This window comes from Bradyrhizobium lablabi, from assembly GCF_001440475.1.
GTDB classification, from domain to species: Bacteria; Pseudomonadota; Alphaproteobacteria; order Rhizobiales; family Xanthobacteraceae; genus Bradyrhizobium; species Bradyrhizobium lablabi.
Map to the genome: position 1 here is coordinate 293 of NZ_LLYB01000056.1, position 14,943 is coordinate 15,235.

Annotated in this window: 16 protein-coding genes; 14 read left to right on the forward strand and 2 right to left on the reverse strand. The window is 57.9% G+C overall.

Features of this window, described 5'->3' with window-relative positions:
* Window positions 1-564, forward strand: a 564-nt coding sequence (locus tag CQ14_RS10660) for a DUF885 domain-containing protein (protein WP_156434862.1), incomplete at its 5' end; no start/stop codon positions are given.
* Window position 565: 1 nt separating this feature from the next.
* Entirely contained in the window at window positions 566-793 is a 228-nt protein-coding gene (locus tag CQ14_RS10665; protein ID WP_057857865.1) for a DUF885 family protein, read from the forward strand.
* Window positions 794-1,095: 302 nt separating this feature from the next.
* On the opposite strand, the gene CQ14_RS10670 is transcribed toward CQ14_RS10665, so the two are convergent.
* Complete coding sequence (locus CQ14_RS10670) at window positions 1,096-1,983, reverse strand: DMT family transporter (RefSeq protein WP_057857866.1); 888 nt, start codon at window positions 1,981-1,983, stop codon at window positions 1,096-1,098.
* 340 nt (window positions 1,984-2,323) lie between these two features.
* Window positions 2,324-2,554: a hypothetical protein gene (locus CQ14_RS46020; protein ID WP_245319848.1), complete on the reverse strand. Its 231-nt coding sequence runs from the start codon at window positions 2,552-2,554 to the stop codon at window positions 2,324-2,326.
* Window positions 2,555-4,264: 1,710 nt separating this feature from the next.
* Here CQ14_RS46020 and CQ14_RS10680 point away from each other — a divergent pair.
* The 12 genes from CQ14_RS10680 to CQ14_RS10735 all read left to right on the forward strand — a co-directional run bounded on the left by CQ14_RS10680 (window position 4,265) and on the right by CQ14_RS10735 (window position 14,076).
* Window positions 4,265-5,740 carry an acetyl-CoA carboxylase biotin carboxylase subunit gene (locus CQ14_RS10680; protein WP_057857867.1) on the forward strand — a complete coding sequence of 492 codons (1,476 nt, stop codon included), beginning with the start codon at window positions 4,265-4,267 and terminating at the stop codon, window positions 5,738-5,740.
* Between the two features lies 1 nt (window position 5,741).
* Window positions 5,742-6,245 (forward strand): acyl-CoA carboxylase biotin carboxyl carrier protein subunit, encoded by a 504-nt coding sequence (locus CQ14_RS10685; RefSeq protein ID WP_057857868.1) that lies wholly within the window; start codon window positions 5,742-5,744, stop codon window positions 6,243-6,245.
* A 1-nt stretch (window position 6,246) separates the two neighbouring features.
* Window positions 6,247-7,854: an acyl-CoA carboxylase subunit beta gene (locus CQ14_RS10690; RefSeq protein WP_057857869.1), complete on the forward strand. Its 1,608-nt coding sequence runs from the start codon at window positions 6,247-6,249 to the stop codon at window positions 7,852-7,854.
* Window positions 7,855-8,359: 505 nt separating this feature from the next.
* Entirely contained in the window at window positions 8,360-8,902 is a 543-nt protein-coding gene (locus CQ14_RS43455; RefSeq protein ID WP_156434853.1) for a hypothetical protein, read from the forward strand.
* Window positions 8,903-9,040: 138 nt separating this feature from the next.
* Window positions 9,041-9,217 (forward strand): hypothetical protein, encoded by a 177-nt coding sequence (locus CQ14_RS10700; protein WP_156434855.1) that lies wholly within the window; start codon window positions 9,041-9,043, stop codon window positions 9,215-9,217.
* 829 nt (window positions 9,218-10,046) lie between these two features.
* Window positions 10,047-10,283 (forward strand): hypothetical protein, encoded by a 237-nt coding sequence (locus tag CQ14_RS10705; RefSeq protein ID WP_156434857.1) that lies wholly within the window; start codon window positions 10,047-10,049, stop codon window positions 10,281-10,283.
* Window positions 10,284-10,310: 27 nt separating this feature from the next.
* Entirely contained in the window at window positions 10,311-11,318 is a 1,008-nt protein-coding gene (gene trpD / locus CQ14_RS10710) for an anthranilate phosphoribosyltransferase (protein WP_057857873.1), read from the forward strand.
* 16 nt (window positions 11,319-11,334) lie between these two features.
* Window positions 11,335-12,153: an indole-3-glycerol phosphate synthase TrpC gene (gene trpC / locus CQ14_RS10715; protein WP_057857874.1), complete on the forward strand. Its 819-nt coding sequence runs from the start codon at window positions 11,335-11,337 to the stop codon at window positions 12,151-12,153.
* 228 nt (window positions 12,154-12,381) lie between these two features.
* A complete protein-coding gene (locus CQ14_RS10720) occupies window positions 12,382-12,636 on the forward strand; it encodes a hypothetical protein (protein ID WP_057857875.1) in 255 nt (84 codons plus the stop codon).
* Window positions 12,633-12,872: a hypothetical protein gene (locus tag CQ14_RS10725; RefSeq protein WP_057857876.1), complete on the forward strand. Its 240-nt coding sequence runs from the start codon at window positions 12,633-12,635 to the stop codon at window positions 12,870-12,872. The genes CQ14_RS10720 and CQ14_RS10725 overlap by 4 nt, the downstream gene beginning before the upstream one ends.
* Window positions 12,873-13,235: 363 nt before the next feature.
* The gene (locus CQ14_RS42125) at window positions 13,236-13,691 is read left to right on the forward strand and encodes a flavin reductase family protein (protein ID WP_156434858.1); all 456 of its coding nucleotides are present in this window, start codon (window positions 13,236-13,238) and stop codon (window positions 13,689-13,691) included.
* Between the two features lie 88 nt (window positions 13,692-13,779).
* Window positions 13,780-14,076, forward strand: coding sequence for a hypothetical protein (locus CQ14_RS10735; protein WP_057857878.1), 297 nt, complete (start codon window positions 13,780-13,782; stop codon window positions 14,074-14,076).
* The last annotated feature ends 867 nt before the right edge of the window (window positions 14,077-14,943 follow it).

Sequence of the window (14,943 nt, forward strand, 5' to 3'; positions counted from 1 at the left end):
ACGGATGATGGCGCCTGGAAGCACCCCAACGGACTTGAGTTCTACGCGCAGGCGCTCAGGCACATAACCACGACGGAGCTGTCGGCCGCACAAATCCACAAGTACGGGCTGGAGGAGGTCGCCCGGATCCACGGAGAGATGGAAAAGATAAAGAACTCGCTTGGCTTTGGCGGCGAACTCGCCGGTTTTTTCGAGCACATCAAGACAAACCCCAAGCTTGTCTATCCCGATACCGAGGAGGGACGGAGCACCTGCCTCCGCGAAACGTCCCGCATTTTGGATGCGATCTACCGCAAGCTCGGTAATTCTTTTGGCAGGCTTCCCAAAGCTCCTTTGGTTGTCAGGCGCGTCGAGGTTTTCCGTGAGAACTCTGTGGGTCTCGCCTTCTATCAGCGGCCGACGACCGACGGCAGCCGGCCCGGCGTCTACTACGTCAACCTGTCCAGAATGGACATCCTGAAGACATTCCAGCTCGAAGCTCTCGCCTACCACGAGGGCGTACCGGGTCATCACATGCAGATTGCGATTGCGAGCGAACTGACCGTTGTCCGAAATCATAAGTGAGGTGGAACGCTATATCGTCTTACCGGGCCAGGCTACTGCGTACAAGGTGGGCATGCAGCAACTGCTCGCGTTGAGGAGCAAGGCAAGCTCTCAGCTGGGCCGGGCATTCGACGCGCGCGAGTTCCACGACATCGTCCTCGGCAGCGGTGCACTTCCCTTCGGACTCCTCAGCGAGCTCGTCGATCGCTGGATCGCAAGCAAAGGCCCCGGCGCAACTCCTCGCGGCTAACGTGCGATGCGCAGATCGAAGGCGAGACGATCTGATCCTGCTTCTGTCGCGTCATCTGGGCCGGACGCGAAACGAGGAGCCATGTTCCGGGTGCGATTATGTGCCGACGGTCCAAATGATTCTGGTCGCCGACGATCGAGCGAGCCGCCCGAGGGTGAAATGATTAGAAGGTTCGATCTCCTGCCCCAGACATCTGAAAGAGGAACTGTCCACCCGTAACTGGCCGCGGCCGAGGAAGCCGCGCATTTTTGCTTGGTTGGGCGCCTGGCGAGACGACGTAGCCTGCGCCAAATTGATCCAGGTCAATCGTGCGGTTTGGAACGCAGGGCCAAGGGCATTCCAAGCGCCGACACGAGAACAGTGGCAGCCCCTAGCCACTGTTTTGCAGTCAGGGTTTCCTGGAGAAAAACAGATGCGAAGATAGACGTAAACATCGGAACTAGCGGCAGCAACAGCGCGGCCGCGGTCGCGCTCATGCGTTCCAGCGCAATGCCGTAGAGAAGAAACGGAATTGACATGAGCAGCAATCCGGATGCGACCACCAAAATAACATCAGTGATAGTTGGCGTGAGCGTCGGCAATGGACGAACACCAATCCATACACATGCCACTGCTGCGAACGCGACGATTTGGCTTACTGTCGTAAGCCGCAGCGCATCGATCCGATCCGACATCAACCGGACTGTGATGCTGTAGAGCGAGGCAAATAGAACACCGCCGAGGACGAGGCCGACTCCCAGTCCGCGCGTTGCGTAGGGATCGGGTTCAGAGGTCCAGCTCAGCAAACTAACTCCGGCAAAGGCCAACAAGCAGAGCAAGCCGACGCCCCGGTTGGGGGTCTCGCCAAGAATCAACCACGCGAGCAGTATGATCATTGGCGTCTCAACTGCGAACAGGATCGCTTCCACAGACGCCGGCAGCATCGTCAGGCCGAAGGTCGACAAACCAGACGCAAGCGCCGGCTGCAGGAGGCCCGGAAGGCCAGCACGCCAATCGCTCAAGCGAGGCGGCGCGCCTGACCAGATGGATAGTACGGTCAGGCTTGCGGCGCTCACAGCCAACTGCCCTGTTAGTAGCGAGAGCGGCTCGATACAGCAGAGGGCGGCCTTGGACAGGACGTTTCCGATACTCCAGCTGACCATCGCAAGGGTTCCGCAAAGAAGCGGTACGAAAAGGCTAGGCTGGTTCATCGGATGGCTTCTCGCTTGCATCAGACCGTATGAGACCCAGGTTCGTGCAATAGATCAGCAGCCGCGGATGCCTCCATGGTTGGAGGAAACGTCGCAATCAGCCTCCTCCAGAGATAGCGACCAAGATTCTGGATGGTACCGGATCTGCGAGATAAAGAACCAGCGTGCTAACTTTAGGCATCGCTTGTTCAATCGTGAGGTTGATTACGCGCCCGATGAGCGAACGGCTAACGGCCGAGTGATCCAAATCGGCCCGCAGGCGTGGACGCATCGAGCAAAGGAACCAACCTAGCCGCTCCGAGAGAGCTACTCAGGATTCTGTCGAGAAGCCGGCCAAGCATCACGAACTGCGATCAGGCTCTGCGTCGCCATCCTTTTTGAGCGTCGGCCACTCCTCTGCGCGTCGGGCTAGCTTCTCATATTCCTCGGCGATCTTAAGGAGCCTATCTCTGGACTTTCCTTCAGCGAACGACACCGCTTTGGTCCGCGTCGCTTCCGCACGGCCTCGCCAGAATTTGGGATCGTAGAACGGATCTTTGGGTTTCATGTAGATGAGATGCACTTCGTACATGGAGAGAATGCGACAGCAGCCCTCCGTATCATTACGTAGTCGCCCTCCCCGCAAAATTCGGAAATTCGATCCAATCTATATCTCGGAGGGATGAAGCTGGGGGCAGGATTCGCTTGAGAAAGCCGAAACGGGTACACACGTATTGAGCTGTTGATAAAGTTGCTTTGCTTATGCCTCGCACACACTCGCTGGGAGCCGGACCCAGCAAGATACGACCCGTAGGCGCCACGATCTCCTTCGAAGGCGCGCTGGGTCAAGTTTCTTCCAGTAAAGGCAGCACATCTAAAGCGCCTGCATCTGGGGAATAAAAGCTTTCCCTTTCGAACTGCTACCGCGGAGCGCAGTTTACGCTGACCAGCATCGAAAACCTATTCAATGTTTCGATCGCTCCACTTGCCGACTTAAAGGGATCAGCCGTGCTGGAGCTGTCGCTTACGTGCACGGCCCCGCTCGGGCTAGATGGGAATGGAACTGAGATTTGCCAGTGAAGGCCTCTCACTCTATTCGCGCCAGATGGCTCTTTGGCCTGCGAGTTTAGATATATCCACACGAGCAGTCCTGGCGAGGACTTGAATCGCACGTAGCGTTAGATTGTACGATCTTGAACAAGAGGTGGCGCCCCGCTGGCCATCTCAAAGCTTCCCGCCAAGTGATGAGAATTGCTAATGTCCCACACTCGTGAGCTCACGTCGCAACATCACGATGCTCGAGCACTCACCCGAAAGCGAAGTGGTCTATCGGATGCATCGCAAACTGGCCACGTTGCACCCGGAACAGGATGAGAATTTGGCGCGATCTGCGCAGCATGTGGGTGATAGCCCCGGCTATTACAGATCGCTCCTGGTTCTCTCTCCCCAACCAGACGCAGCTTCGGGGGCATGTTGGAGGTAGCTCAACCACAATTGCTTCCGAGGTATATCTTACCGCTATCGTAACTTCTTTCGTCTAGCCGGGTCGCAATCGTTGTTTCGCCGGGCGTTGGCGGCTCTGGCTCATCGGCCGACCGGCGGGTTGTTAGCCGCCTCGATGCGCTCGGAAGTTATGGTATCTACGAATAGGCGGCCGAAGCACCCGCTGCGATGGGTGTGCAGATACACGAGTGCGCTTCCGCGGCCGTCAATGCTTTGAAAGGTTCCGACCTATTTCGCGGTAGACAGGTCATGCTGCGCTTCGCGCAGAAAGAACAATACCGCAGGATGTATCGACTTGAAGAGGATATCGTGAATCAAAAGCAGCGAACGTATCGGTCTTGGTTTTTCAAAGTACACCGCTGTGCAGCATCACTAGCTGTTGCTGCTGTGACGACAACGGGTCTATGCGCCGAACAGGCGGGTGCGCGAGATCGGCTGGCGACACCGGAGGGACGACAGGCTTGCACACCGGACGTGCTTCGCCTTTGTAGCAGCCACATACCTGATGCAGGAGCCATCACTGCTTGTCTCAGAGCCAAGTTCGTGAACCTGAGTGACCAATGTCGCTACGTGATATCGTTTCGAGACTCTGCCAAGGGAAAGGAAAGCTCGAAATGAGCCGGCGCCGATAGCCCGCCGGCTTCGATTGCCCACGTTCGAGACTAGCCCCTGGGGCTGAATTCCAGGACGGCAACGCCGAATGGGGACAGATGAAAGGGCGCGGGCAATTGAGGCTGCACCAACCGCCTGCGAATGACGGAACTCTCGGCGCTGGGCACTTACTTGGACGAACAGGCGAATGCGTGAATTACCTTTCCAAACCGTTCTGATCGCCAACAGAGGCGAGATTGCCGTACGAATCATCAAGACCTTGCGAGAGCTGGGGCTTCGCTCTGCAATTGTCTACCACGATGAGGATGCGGGGACGCCGGCTGTTGCCATGGCTGACACGGCGATTGCGATCAGCGGTCGCACGCCGATTGCCGCCTATCTCGATATCCCGCAAATTATCGCTGCTGCCCACAAGGCGAGCGCCGACGCCCTTCATCCGGGCTATGGGTTTCTCTCCGAGAATGCTGAGTTCGCCACGGCCGTGACAAAGGCGGGCATTGCTTTCATCGGGCCAGCTCCGGAAAGCATCGAACTGATGGGCGACAAAATCAGGGCCCGCAACTTCGTTCAGCGGAGCGGTTTTCCGGTTGCACCTTCGGCGATCGAAGAAGATGATCCAGCGACATTCACATTCAGGGCGCGAACCGTTGGCGTTCCTTTGCTGGTGAAACCATCGGCTGGAGGTGGCGGCAAGGGCATGCGGATCGTGCGCGACCTCGCTAACTTGGAGGACGCGATTGCGCAGGCGCGCAGTGAGGCGCAGAGATACTTCGGTGATGGCCGGCTTTACATCGAACGATACGTCGAGAACCCGCGGCACATCGAAGTTCAGGTGCTCGGCGACTCCTTCGGAAACGTGGTCCATCTCTTCGAGCGAGAGTGCTCGGTGCAGCGCCGGTTCCAGAAAGTCATCGAGGAGGCGCCGTCCCCCGCACTATCGGGAGAGTTGCAGAGGCGGATCTGCGAAGCTGCCGCGGGCATCGCGCGTGCCGCCAAGTACCAGAACGCAGGCACTGTCGAATTCATCTACGGCGGCGGAGAGTTCTATTTTCTTGAGATGAATACGCGTCTGCAAGTTGAGCATAGTGTAACCGAGATGGTCACCGGCATCGATCTTGTTGCTCAACAGATCTATGTCGCCGCGGGCCGCGAACTTGGATTTTCGCAGTCCGATATTGTCTGGGAAGGACACGCGATCGAGGCTAGACTGTATGCGGAAGCCCCGGAACGCGGATATATTCCGACGACTGGCAAGGTACTTGTTCTTGAGTATCCGGATGGCGACGGCATACGGATCGACAGTGGCATCGTGCAAGGCCAGCAGATCACGACAGCGTTCGATCCCATGCTCGCAAAGATCATCGTGCATTCGCCCACGCGCATGGAGGCTGCGCTGAAGGCCCATCGGGCGATGCGCGAGCTGGTGCTTCTCGGCTGCGAGACAAACGCAAGCTTTCTGACACGCATCCTCCGCGACAAGGCATTTCTGAGCGGACACGTCCATACGGGATATCTCGAGGAAAATCCGCATATTGCATCGGGCGAACCCGCGTCCGACTTATCTGACTTCCTCGCCACAGCCGCCCTCCTGACGAGACCTGTCCGCGAAGCTGCAGATGCCGTGCCCGAGCTTCACGCAGCGCTGGGCAGCTGGAGAAACTGACATGAACCACTCTTTTGAAGTTGATGGCGCAGCTTATCAGCTATCGCTTTCACGTTGCCAACAGGGCTATCGGCTTTGCTTGAGCAATGAAGTGTTTGCTCCAATCGCGTTCTCCCAGCAAACCGAAGGCCGCGGCGTTCTTACCATCGATGGCGAAAGCGCACCGGTTAGGTTCGCCATCGATGGCGAAGTTATTCACGTGCATATCCGCGACAGGACGCGCATTTTGCACTACCGCGACCCGTTGAGAACCCTCGCTTGCGCGAATAATAAGCCACATCATCTGATGGCTCGCGCGCCGATGCCTGGCCTGGTCGTTACGACCAGCGTTTTGCCTGGCCAAGCCGTTTCCGCAGGCACGCCGCTGATGAAAATCGAGAGCATGAAGTTGGAAACCATCATACGCTCTCCACGAGACGGGGTGATCGACCGGATTCACTTCAACGAAGGCGAAAGCTTCGAGCAAGACGCAGTGCTGGTTACGCTCTCCGAGGAAGGGCGTTGAGATGCAGCGAATCGCTTCTGCAGTGGATGTCAAATCCCGCGAATTTCGCCTCAACCAACTCCATAACAGACAACTCGCGGCCGAATTGAAGGAACGACAACGTACCGTCCGCTATAACCGCGCTGAACGGGAACTTGAGCGCCTGCGCCGGCAGAACAAACTGTTTGTACGGGATCGGATCGAGGCTTTGCTCGATCCAGAAACACCGTTCCTCGAGCTTTCGACTCTAGCCGCTAACAAGGCTTACGACGGCGATGTGCCCGGCGCAGCGCAGGTCGTCGGCATCGGCATCGTGGCGGGTCACGAAGTCATTGTTCACGCCGATGACGCCAGCGTGAAGGGCGGCGCATGGTATCCGCTGTCTGTCAAGAAGATCGTGCGGGCCTTGGACATCGCGATCGAGAACCGTTTGCCTGTTGTTCATCTGTGCGACTGTGCTGGTGGATTTCTGCCTCTGCAGGCGGAGTTCTTCGCGGATCGATACTACGCCGGGCGAATCTTCCGCAATCAGTCCATTCTCTCGAAGATGGCAGTGCCGCAAGTCGCCATCGCAATGGGTCATTGTACCGCAGGAGGGGCGTACGTCCCCGCGCTTAGCGACTACAACATCATCGTGGAGGGAACGGGCGCGATTTTTCTAGGTGGACCCCCGGTCGTGAAAGCGGCCACGGGCGAAACGGTATCCGCCGAAGAGCTTGGCGGCGCTCATATGCATACCAGCGTGTCTGGAACGAGTGACTATCTCGCAAACTCCGAGATGCACGCGATTGCCATCGCGCGGGACATTGTCGCAGGCTTCAATCCTGCTACGAAAGCCTCGATCAATAGAGTCGCTCCGGAGCCGCCCGCTTACGATGCGTCTGAGTTGTACGGTATTCTTCCCAGGGATCCTCGAGTGCAGTTCGACATGCGGGAGATTATCGCCCGTCTGGTCGACGGCAGCCGATTCCACGAATACCAGCCTCGCTATGGCGAGTCTTTGGTGTGCGGCTTCGCCCGCCTTTATGGATATCAGATCGGGCTTATTGCAAACAACGGCGCACTGTTCAGCGATAGCGCCCTGAAGGGCGCTCACTTCATCCAATTGTGCGACAAGAATCGAACGCCTCTGCTGTTTCTGCAGAATATCACGGGTTTCATGGTCGGCCGCGAATACGAACGGCGTGGCATCACCAAGGATGGCGCCAAGCTGATCATGGCCGTCTCTGGAGCGTCGGTGCCTAAATTCACGGTTATTTGCAACCGCTCCCACGGAGCGGGGACATTCGCTATGGCGGGACGAGCTTTCGACTCACGCTTTATGTTCTCCTGGCCGCAGTCTCAGATTTCAGCGATGGGTGCAGAGCAAGCGGCAGGCGTGCTTACGCATGTCAAGGCAAGACAATTGGCCCGGACGGGTGGACGCTTATCGGAACAAGAGTTGGCGGCCATTCGAGAGCCTATCGTCGAAGAGTATCGGGAACGATCGAGCGCCTACTATGCAACTTCCGAAATCTGGGACGACGGCATTCTTGACCCCGTCGACACCAGAAACGCGCTCGCAATCGTCCTGAGCGCTTCGCTCAATACTCCCATCGAGGCGCCACGTTACGGCGTCTTCAGAATGTAGCGATCGGATCAGGCGCGAAGCGAGAAGGCGCTGATCATGCCGATCCTTCGATTTGACTGGCTTCCAAATCGGCAGCTGGGTCTACCTCCACACTCACGGAAAGGAAAATAAGTGAAACGCATCACCTTCGCCGCGGCCTTTAGCCGATGAGAACCGGATCTGAACTCAATATGCTCCAGTATCGACACTTTCGAAGCAGCCAGAGGAGACCGAATTCGAATCCGCTCCGGTGGCGACCACTGAGGCGCTGCTGCATCAGCGAAGTTTGACGCAAGCACGGGCGAGCGGTTTCTGTGCTAGCACGACGTCATCACACGAATGGGATTTCGTGAGCTTCCGAGCCGATATGTTCTTGAGCGAACGCGATTTGCCGTCTCAAGCACGCAGCTTGCGCCTACCGCCTTTGAGTCCGGACTAGCTTTCGCCTCTTAAAGGATCAACTCCCGCGACCTAAGCGCCCGAAGCGGCGTTCTCGTCGCCCCGAACGGACCGAGGAGCACACCTAGTGGACAAGTCCAACGAACAATCAACATTTGAAGAACAGTCCGATCAAGGAAAGGCGGTAAAAGACTGGAAATGGCATCACGGCCTGAACCGCGAAGATGCTCAGCGCGTCCCTCGCAAGGTCCAAGTTCGAAGATTTGTCAGAGAGGCTGCCCTCGATTCAGTCCCGATTGCGCTTCGCGCTCTGATATTGATCAACTGTGGAGCTGGGCTTGCAGTCATGTCATCTCTCGAAGGCGTAGCAACCAGAGCCACAATCGATCTGAGCCTTATCGGCGCCCTCTCTTCAGCAGCGATGTACTTCGCGTTGGGGGCTACGCTCGCTTTCGTTGCAATGTTCGCCGGCGCCGCTGCTGAAATCGCGGTTTCGAGGCTCAGGACTTGTGGGCCACAACGGATCCAAGAGGCGCGCCGCTTGCGCGCTGCGAACGCCGCGCGCATTTGCCACGTCTGTTCGTTTATTTCCGCGCTGGCCTCGCTAGCTTTATTCGCTTCTGGAATGGCCGAGGCGAGCTCCACACTCCCGATGCTTCTGCAAAGGTAAGCTGCCCAATCGCCTTTGGACTTGACGAGAACCGAGCTCGCTGAGAACTGCCAGGAGCCCTCGCCCATGCAGTGCCCGAAATGCAACTCCGATGACTGGTGCGAAATCGCGTCACATGATCCCTGGAACGGCCGACCGATGATCGCCTGCAATGTCTGCGGCGAATATACTGTGCACAAGCCGGCCGAGCGCGAGGAGGCGTACGCCGTCATTGCCGGCGCCCTGACTGGCGAGCACCAACACGACGCGCCGGCTGATGCGGGCAAGATCCTGGATGCCCTTGAGAATGCTGGTCTAACGATCACGCGCAGCTGAAAACGAATAAAAGACTGACCCGCCCATGAACCACCGTTCTAAGCCTGCAGACCAGACATCCCGCGCGCCGAAAAACGGGGACTATCGAGGCGGTGCGTGATCGTAATGCGAGGCTTCAGCCGCTATCACCGATCTGAAGCGGCAGGTGGATCGAGATCCATAAGCTCAGACACTGCCTAGCGACTGCTATGAGTTCTCGACTTCGCGCCTGCCTGTGCCGAATCTTTGTCGTGAACAGCCGGTAAGCCGATCGCGATCGTCTGTGGACGCTCCTGATGACGATTGCGCCCTCGTCTCGAGCCCATCTGGTACGACAATGCTAGGTGCCGTGACGATCTCGACTAGAAACATCGTAGGATAACCATGTAACGTACGGGCCCTACGGCTAGTTGCCAACGATAGTCGTCCAGCCATGTTCGTCACCCAAGGCAGGATGAGTTCTGAGTCTGTCCTGAAGGCTTGATTCGGCGTCGATCCCGATCGGTTCGATAACCAGCATGAATGTCGGAAACACCATGATTTGCGTGGGGACGTGGGGGGCCCGCTCCTCGGCCGCCAAGATTTCTCAGTCGTCCTGGTCGGCCTGGAAACACCCGCCGACCGCGTTCCAATGTCAGTAACTACCTTTGGAAGTGGTTTCTCAGACGCTTGTGTCCCCGTCACTCTGGAACGCGCGAGATTGCATATTGGGACGGCATAATTGATTCAGCCAAGCCACTAAAAGGGATTGAACTTGACGCTGCGTTAGGTTGTAGGAATGAATTATGACCAAACCTACGCCACGCAAGTCATGGGTACCGGCTGACCCGCTAGCCGGGTCGCCGTGCGCATGAATGCCAATTTACAACTGACGCCTATTCGAATCGGCCTTCCGATGATGAAGCCGGACGGCTGGCAGATCATGTTGCCTGCCGATTTCGCATCCGACGAGGGCAAAGAGCTGAAAGAAGACCCTCAACCCATGTTGTGCGACAAACAGCGCGCAGCCTTTGTCACTAAGCTGGAACATGGAGGTCCGCACATCGATCAAAGAGGTACCTTCGCCCTGGCAAAACGCTCGCAATAGCTACAACTAAGCACGTTCGAAAGCACGATGGACGCCTTCAAATCGATTATTGGCAAGCTCGCCAGTGGCACCACGTTGACCTGCGAGGAGGCGGCATCAGCTTTTGACAGCATGATGTCGGGCGAAGCCACACCCTCGCAGATGGGCGGACTTCTGATGGCTCTGCGGGTGCGCGGCAAGACGGTGGACGAAATTACCGGCGCCGCTTCCGCGATACGGAGTAAGATGCTGCGAGTCGATGCGCCGCACGATTCCGTCGACATTGTCGGCACTGGCGGCGACGCTTCGGGCTCGGTCAACGTGTCGACCTGCGCCGCTTTCATCGTCGCTGGTGCTGGCGTACGGGTGGCCAAACATGGCAACGGCGCACTGTCCTCGCGCTCTGGCGCTGCTGACGTGTTGGCGTCGCTCGGCGTGAGGATCGACATCTCCCCTGAAGACATCGCTCGCTGCGTGCGCGAAGCCGGCATCGGCTTCATGTTTGCGCCGGTCCATCATCCCGTTATGAAGCACGTCCGACCGACCCGGCTTGAGCTTGCGACCCGCACCAACTTGCTCGGACCGCTGTGCAATCCGGCGGGCGTCAAGCGACAGATAGTTGGGGTGTTTTCGCGGCAGTGGGTACTGCCTTTGGCGCAGGTGTTGAAAACTCTTGGCGCTGAGTCGGTGTGGGTGGTGCACGGCTTGGACGGACTTGACGAGCTCACCTTGACCGGCCCGACCTTTGTTGCCTCGCTTGAGACCGGCGATATCCGCACCTTCGAAGTGACCCCCGAACACGCTGGTCTCCCCCGCTGTGCCAGCGAGGGACTGAAGGGCGACGATGCCAATGCCAATGCAGTGGCGCTGAAAAGCGTGCTCGACGGCACCCCAAGCCCATATCGCGATATCGCGCTTCTCAATGCGGCCGCGGCATTGATCGTGTCCGGCCGTGCCAAAACCTTGAAGGAAGGCGTCGCACTTGGGCAGAAATCGCTTGGTAGCGGTGCCGCGGCGGCGCGATTGAAACACCTAATCGCAGTATCCAACGCCTAACAGCCGAGCCTAACCGATGTCCGATATCTTGACGAAGATCAGAGCCTACAAGCGCGAAGAGATCGCAGCCGCCAAGCGCGCCTTGCCACTTTCAGAGGTCGAAGCGCTCGCGCGGAAGGCCTCGCCGCCGCGGGGTTTTCTCGCCGCCATCTGCAACAAGCACGCAGCAGATGAATATGCGCTGATCGCCGAGATCAAAAAGGCCTCTCCCTCCAAGGGCCTTATCCGGAGCGACTTCGATCTGCCCTCGCTAGTCAGGGCCTATGAAGGGGGCGGCGCGGCCTGTCTGTCGGTGCTGACGGACACGCACCTCTTCCAGGGGCACCCTGATTTCACGGTCGCGGCGCGCGCGGCATCATATCTTCCGGTGCTGCGCAAGGACTTCTTGCTTGACACCTATCAGGTGGCCGAAGCGCGCGCTCAGGGGGCCGACTGCATCCTGATCATCATGGCGGCGCTTGAAGACGAAGCCGCTCGTGAGATAGAGGCTGCGGCCATGGCCCATGGTATGGATGTGCTGATCGAGATCAATGACGTCGAGGAGATCGATCGGGCGCTTAAACTCCGCTCGCCGATGATCGGCATCAACAACCGCAACCTGCGCACCTTCGAGACCGCTCTTACCATCAGCGAGGCGCTGGCGCCGCTCCTACCCAAGGATCGCGTGATCGTCGGCGAAAGCGGTATCCGCTCGCAGGGCGATGTTCTGCGTCTTTCGCGGCTTGGCATTTCGACCTTCCTGGTCGGAGAAAGTCTGATGCGGCAGGCTGATGTGAGGGCGGCGACCCGCGCGCTGCTCTCGCGCGAGGCGGCGGTTTCAACCGGAGCGCAGTAATGCGCGACAAAACCTCCTAGCCAAGCTCCCTTCGGTCCGAATACTGCTCGGCGTCGCCGCTGTTCGACGACGGCTATTCAGCATTCAGAAGGTCCGCAGAACTCTCACGTCAGCCCGGAGCCGGTAATCTCCCCTGCTTTGAGTGGGCCGATAAGTGGAGCCGGTGATGGAGAGGCGATCGTTTGAACGAAATAGCGGTGCCCTAGCCCGAGGATTAACGGCAGAATCATGGAAAGTCTTAAAATCGAGGCGGAGATTCGTCAGATGAGTGCGGTCTATGCTCGGAGCAGCGCGCTTTTCGGGCGGCAGCATGCGTACCGAATCAATCCTGCCGAGCTGATCGAGGCCAAGGCGGCGGCCGACATATCGAGCGCCTCTCAGATCGCCAGAGCCGGTGCGAAGCGCCCCACCGAGATCATCGAAGAGATAGGCGGTTCGGTGAATCGCGCTTCGCGCTGGAGCGCCAAAAGAGGCAAACAATGATTTCTTGGCAGACAGACACGGTACTCGGATCGATCGCGCTGATCGAACTCATGTTTCGTAAGCTTCGTGAAGTGATCGATACAGACGAATCGATCCCGCCTGAGCTGCGGCTTTCGTTGCACGCGACGCTGGATGAGCGTCTTATCTCCGGGAAAAAGCGCCTTCTCGACAGTATCGGCAGGCAAAATGGCGCGTGGGCGATGCCCATGTCGCCACCGAGGAATAATTTGCAGTGAATGATGCCCCGCGCGGACAGATCACGGACGGCCAGCCCTTCGGAGTACCGGCATCCTGCCCGTCGCTCTTCCCGCCCTACGACACGAGGAAGTGGAACGTACTCGATCTGACGCGGAGGCGCGACGAAGGTTATGATCCAAGCGGAGCCAGCTGTTGTGTTCAGCTGCATCGCCAGATCAGTCAGATTACAGGTGCCACCAAGAGCGAACAGCGCGGAGGCAACTTCAAAGGTCGCGAACCTACGCAATCTCCGCATGCCTCAAAGGTTCGAAGTCAAACGCCACTCTGGAGCTGGGCTACGAGCTGGCAATCGCCTCCCCCGATAAGCGAAATTCAGCCCATCGAGGCGATCGAGTTTAGCCATGCGAAATCTGGCGAGCGGCGTGTCCATTGTAGCGACCGGAACGGCCGACGGACGGCGCGGCTTAACTGTCAGCTCTATTACCTCGATCTGCATGGAGCCTCCCAGCCTGCTGGTCGGCATTAGCGCCAGTTCCGAAACTCACGACGCGATACTCGCCAACGGCACTCTTGGTGTGAGTCTTCTTGGCGGCAATCAGCAGGACCTCGCACTGCGTTTTGCCGGCCGGCACGGCGCAAACGGCGCCGACCGTTTCGATACAGCGGCATGGGGTCAAGGCGTCCTTGACGTACCGGTTCTGCAAGGCGCAGTTTGTGTGCTCGAATGCGTCTTGCATCATTACCAAGTCGTCGGCACCCATGGGATCTTTGTCGGCCGGATTGTCGCAACGCGATCAGCTCAAGGCAATCCACTCATCAACTTCCGTGGGGAGCTTCAAACGCTACTGTACGGCTGAGGGCGTGTTTTCNACCGCAAGCTCGCTATTCGTAACGAAACTCTACGGCTAGGCTTATGTTGAAANGCCACAATGAAGGATTCGATTTATGATCATAGAATGCTCGCCGGTGGGGGAAGTGCAACTGGCGGAGCCCTTCGATTTTTGCGGGTTTAAGCTCGTCTTGAAGGGCACGCATGCCGCTAAGCCTTCAGACTTGAATGGGATCACGCTTGTTGACCAGGACAATGCGCTGGTGCCTGTTGATTTAGTGCCCCCTGGCTGCCCCAAGGACAACGAAACTTGGGAGGCGGCCTACGCCAAGATGGTCGCAAGCGCGCGCGAGCGCGGCTGGATTGACGATAAAGTAAATGCTATTCGCGCACATATCGAAAGAAGGTTCTGATCAGAAAAGTCCGAGGCAGCTCGCATCCTGAGTTTGTGCCCTGCATGCACCATCGTCCCTATCTGTCTCGATAGCGGCTCTTTTGGCAGCTCGGCTTCTTACCCAGAGGCGGCCCGCATGATGGCGGCGAGAAGATCAGCCCTGAATGGGAACTCGATACCGATCAGCTGCGCCGCTCGCCAAGACGGCGCCTTTTTGGCGATAGCAACGCGAGGCCGGCTCGGGCCAGCTCCTATGAGGAATGGCCGTGCATTTCTCAATTTTCATATCATCGCTGCTTGCGGAGGCTTTGCGGGTTTGAAGATATTCACGGCCGCCCAAAAATGACTTGAATCGCACGTGGCGTCAAATTGTACGATCTCAAAGGTGCCGGTTTCCGGCCGGGGCGCGCTCAACCACAGAAAAGTGGTTTTGTTCTGTCCGCACAGATCCCTCGGAGCTGGTATGGCGACACGATCGCGCAAACGAATAAAGGTCGATTGGGCTGCAGAAGCTAAGGAGCAGGAACGGCACATTCCGCCCGCCACAATCGGCGCGGCACCGGTTCTCGGAGGAGCAATGTGAAAGGACCTGACGGCTCCAGGAAGGTCTTGCTAGTCAATCGCACTGAAGGCCAATGCCGGGCCATGTCGGCTTCAAAGATGGAGATGCTGGAGCCGCCTATATGTGGGGCGAGCCTGCATTGAGAATATCGCAGAAACTCTCCTCATGGTGCGCTTATCGAAATTATCGGATGTATGCAGAGGCCCTGTTGAGCAAACTAAAGTACGTGAGCAAGAGCCTACACTTTGAGCCCTCGAGTCACATCCACCCTACCTGAGCCTCATGACATCGCCACAAGCTGCNACCCTTTTTGCAGATACCTGA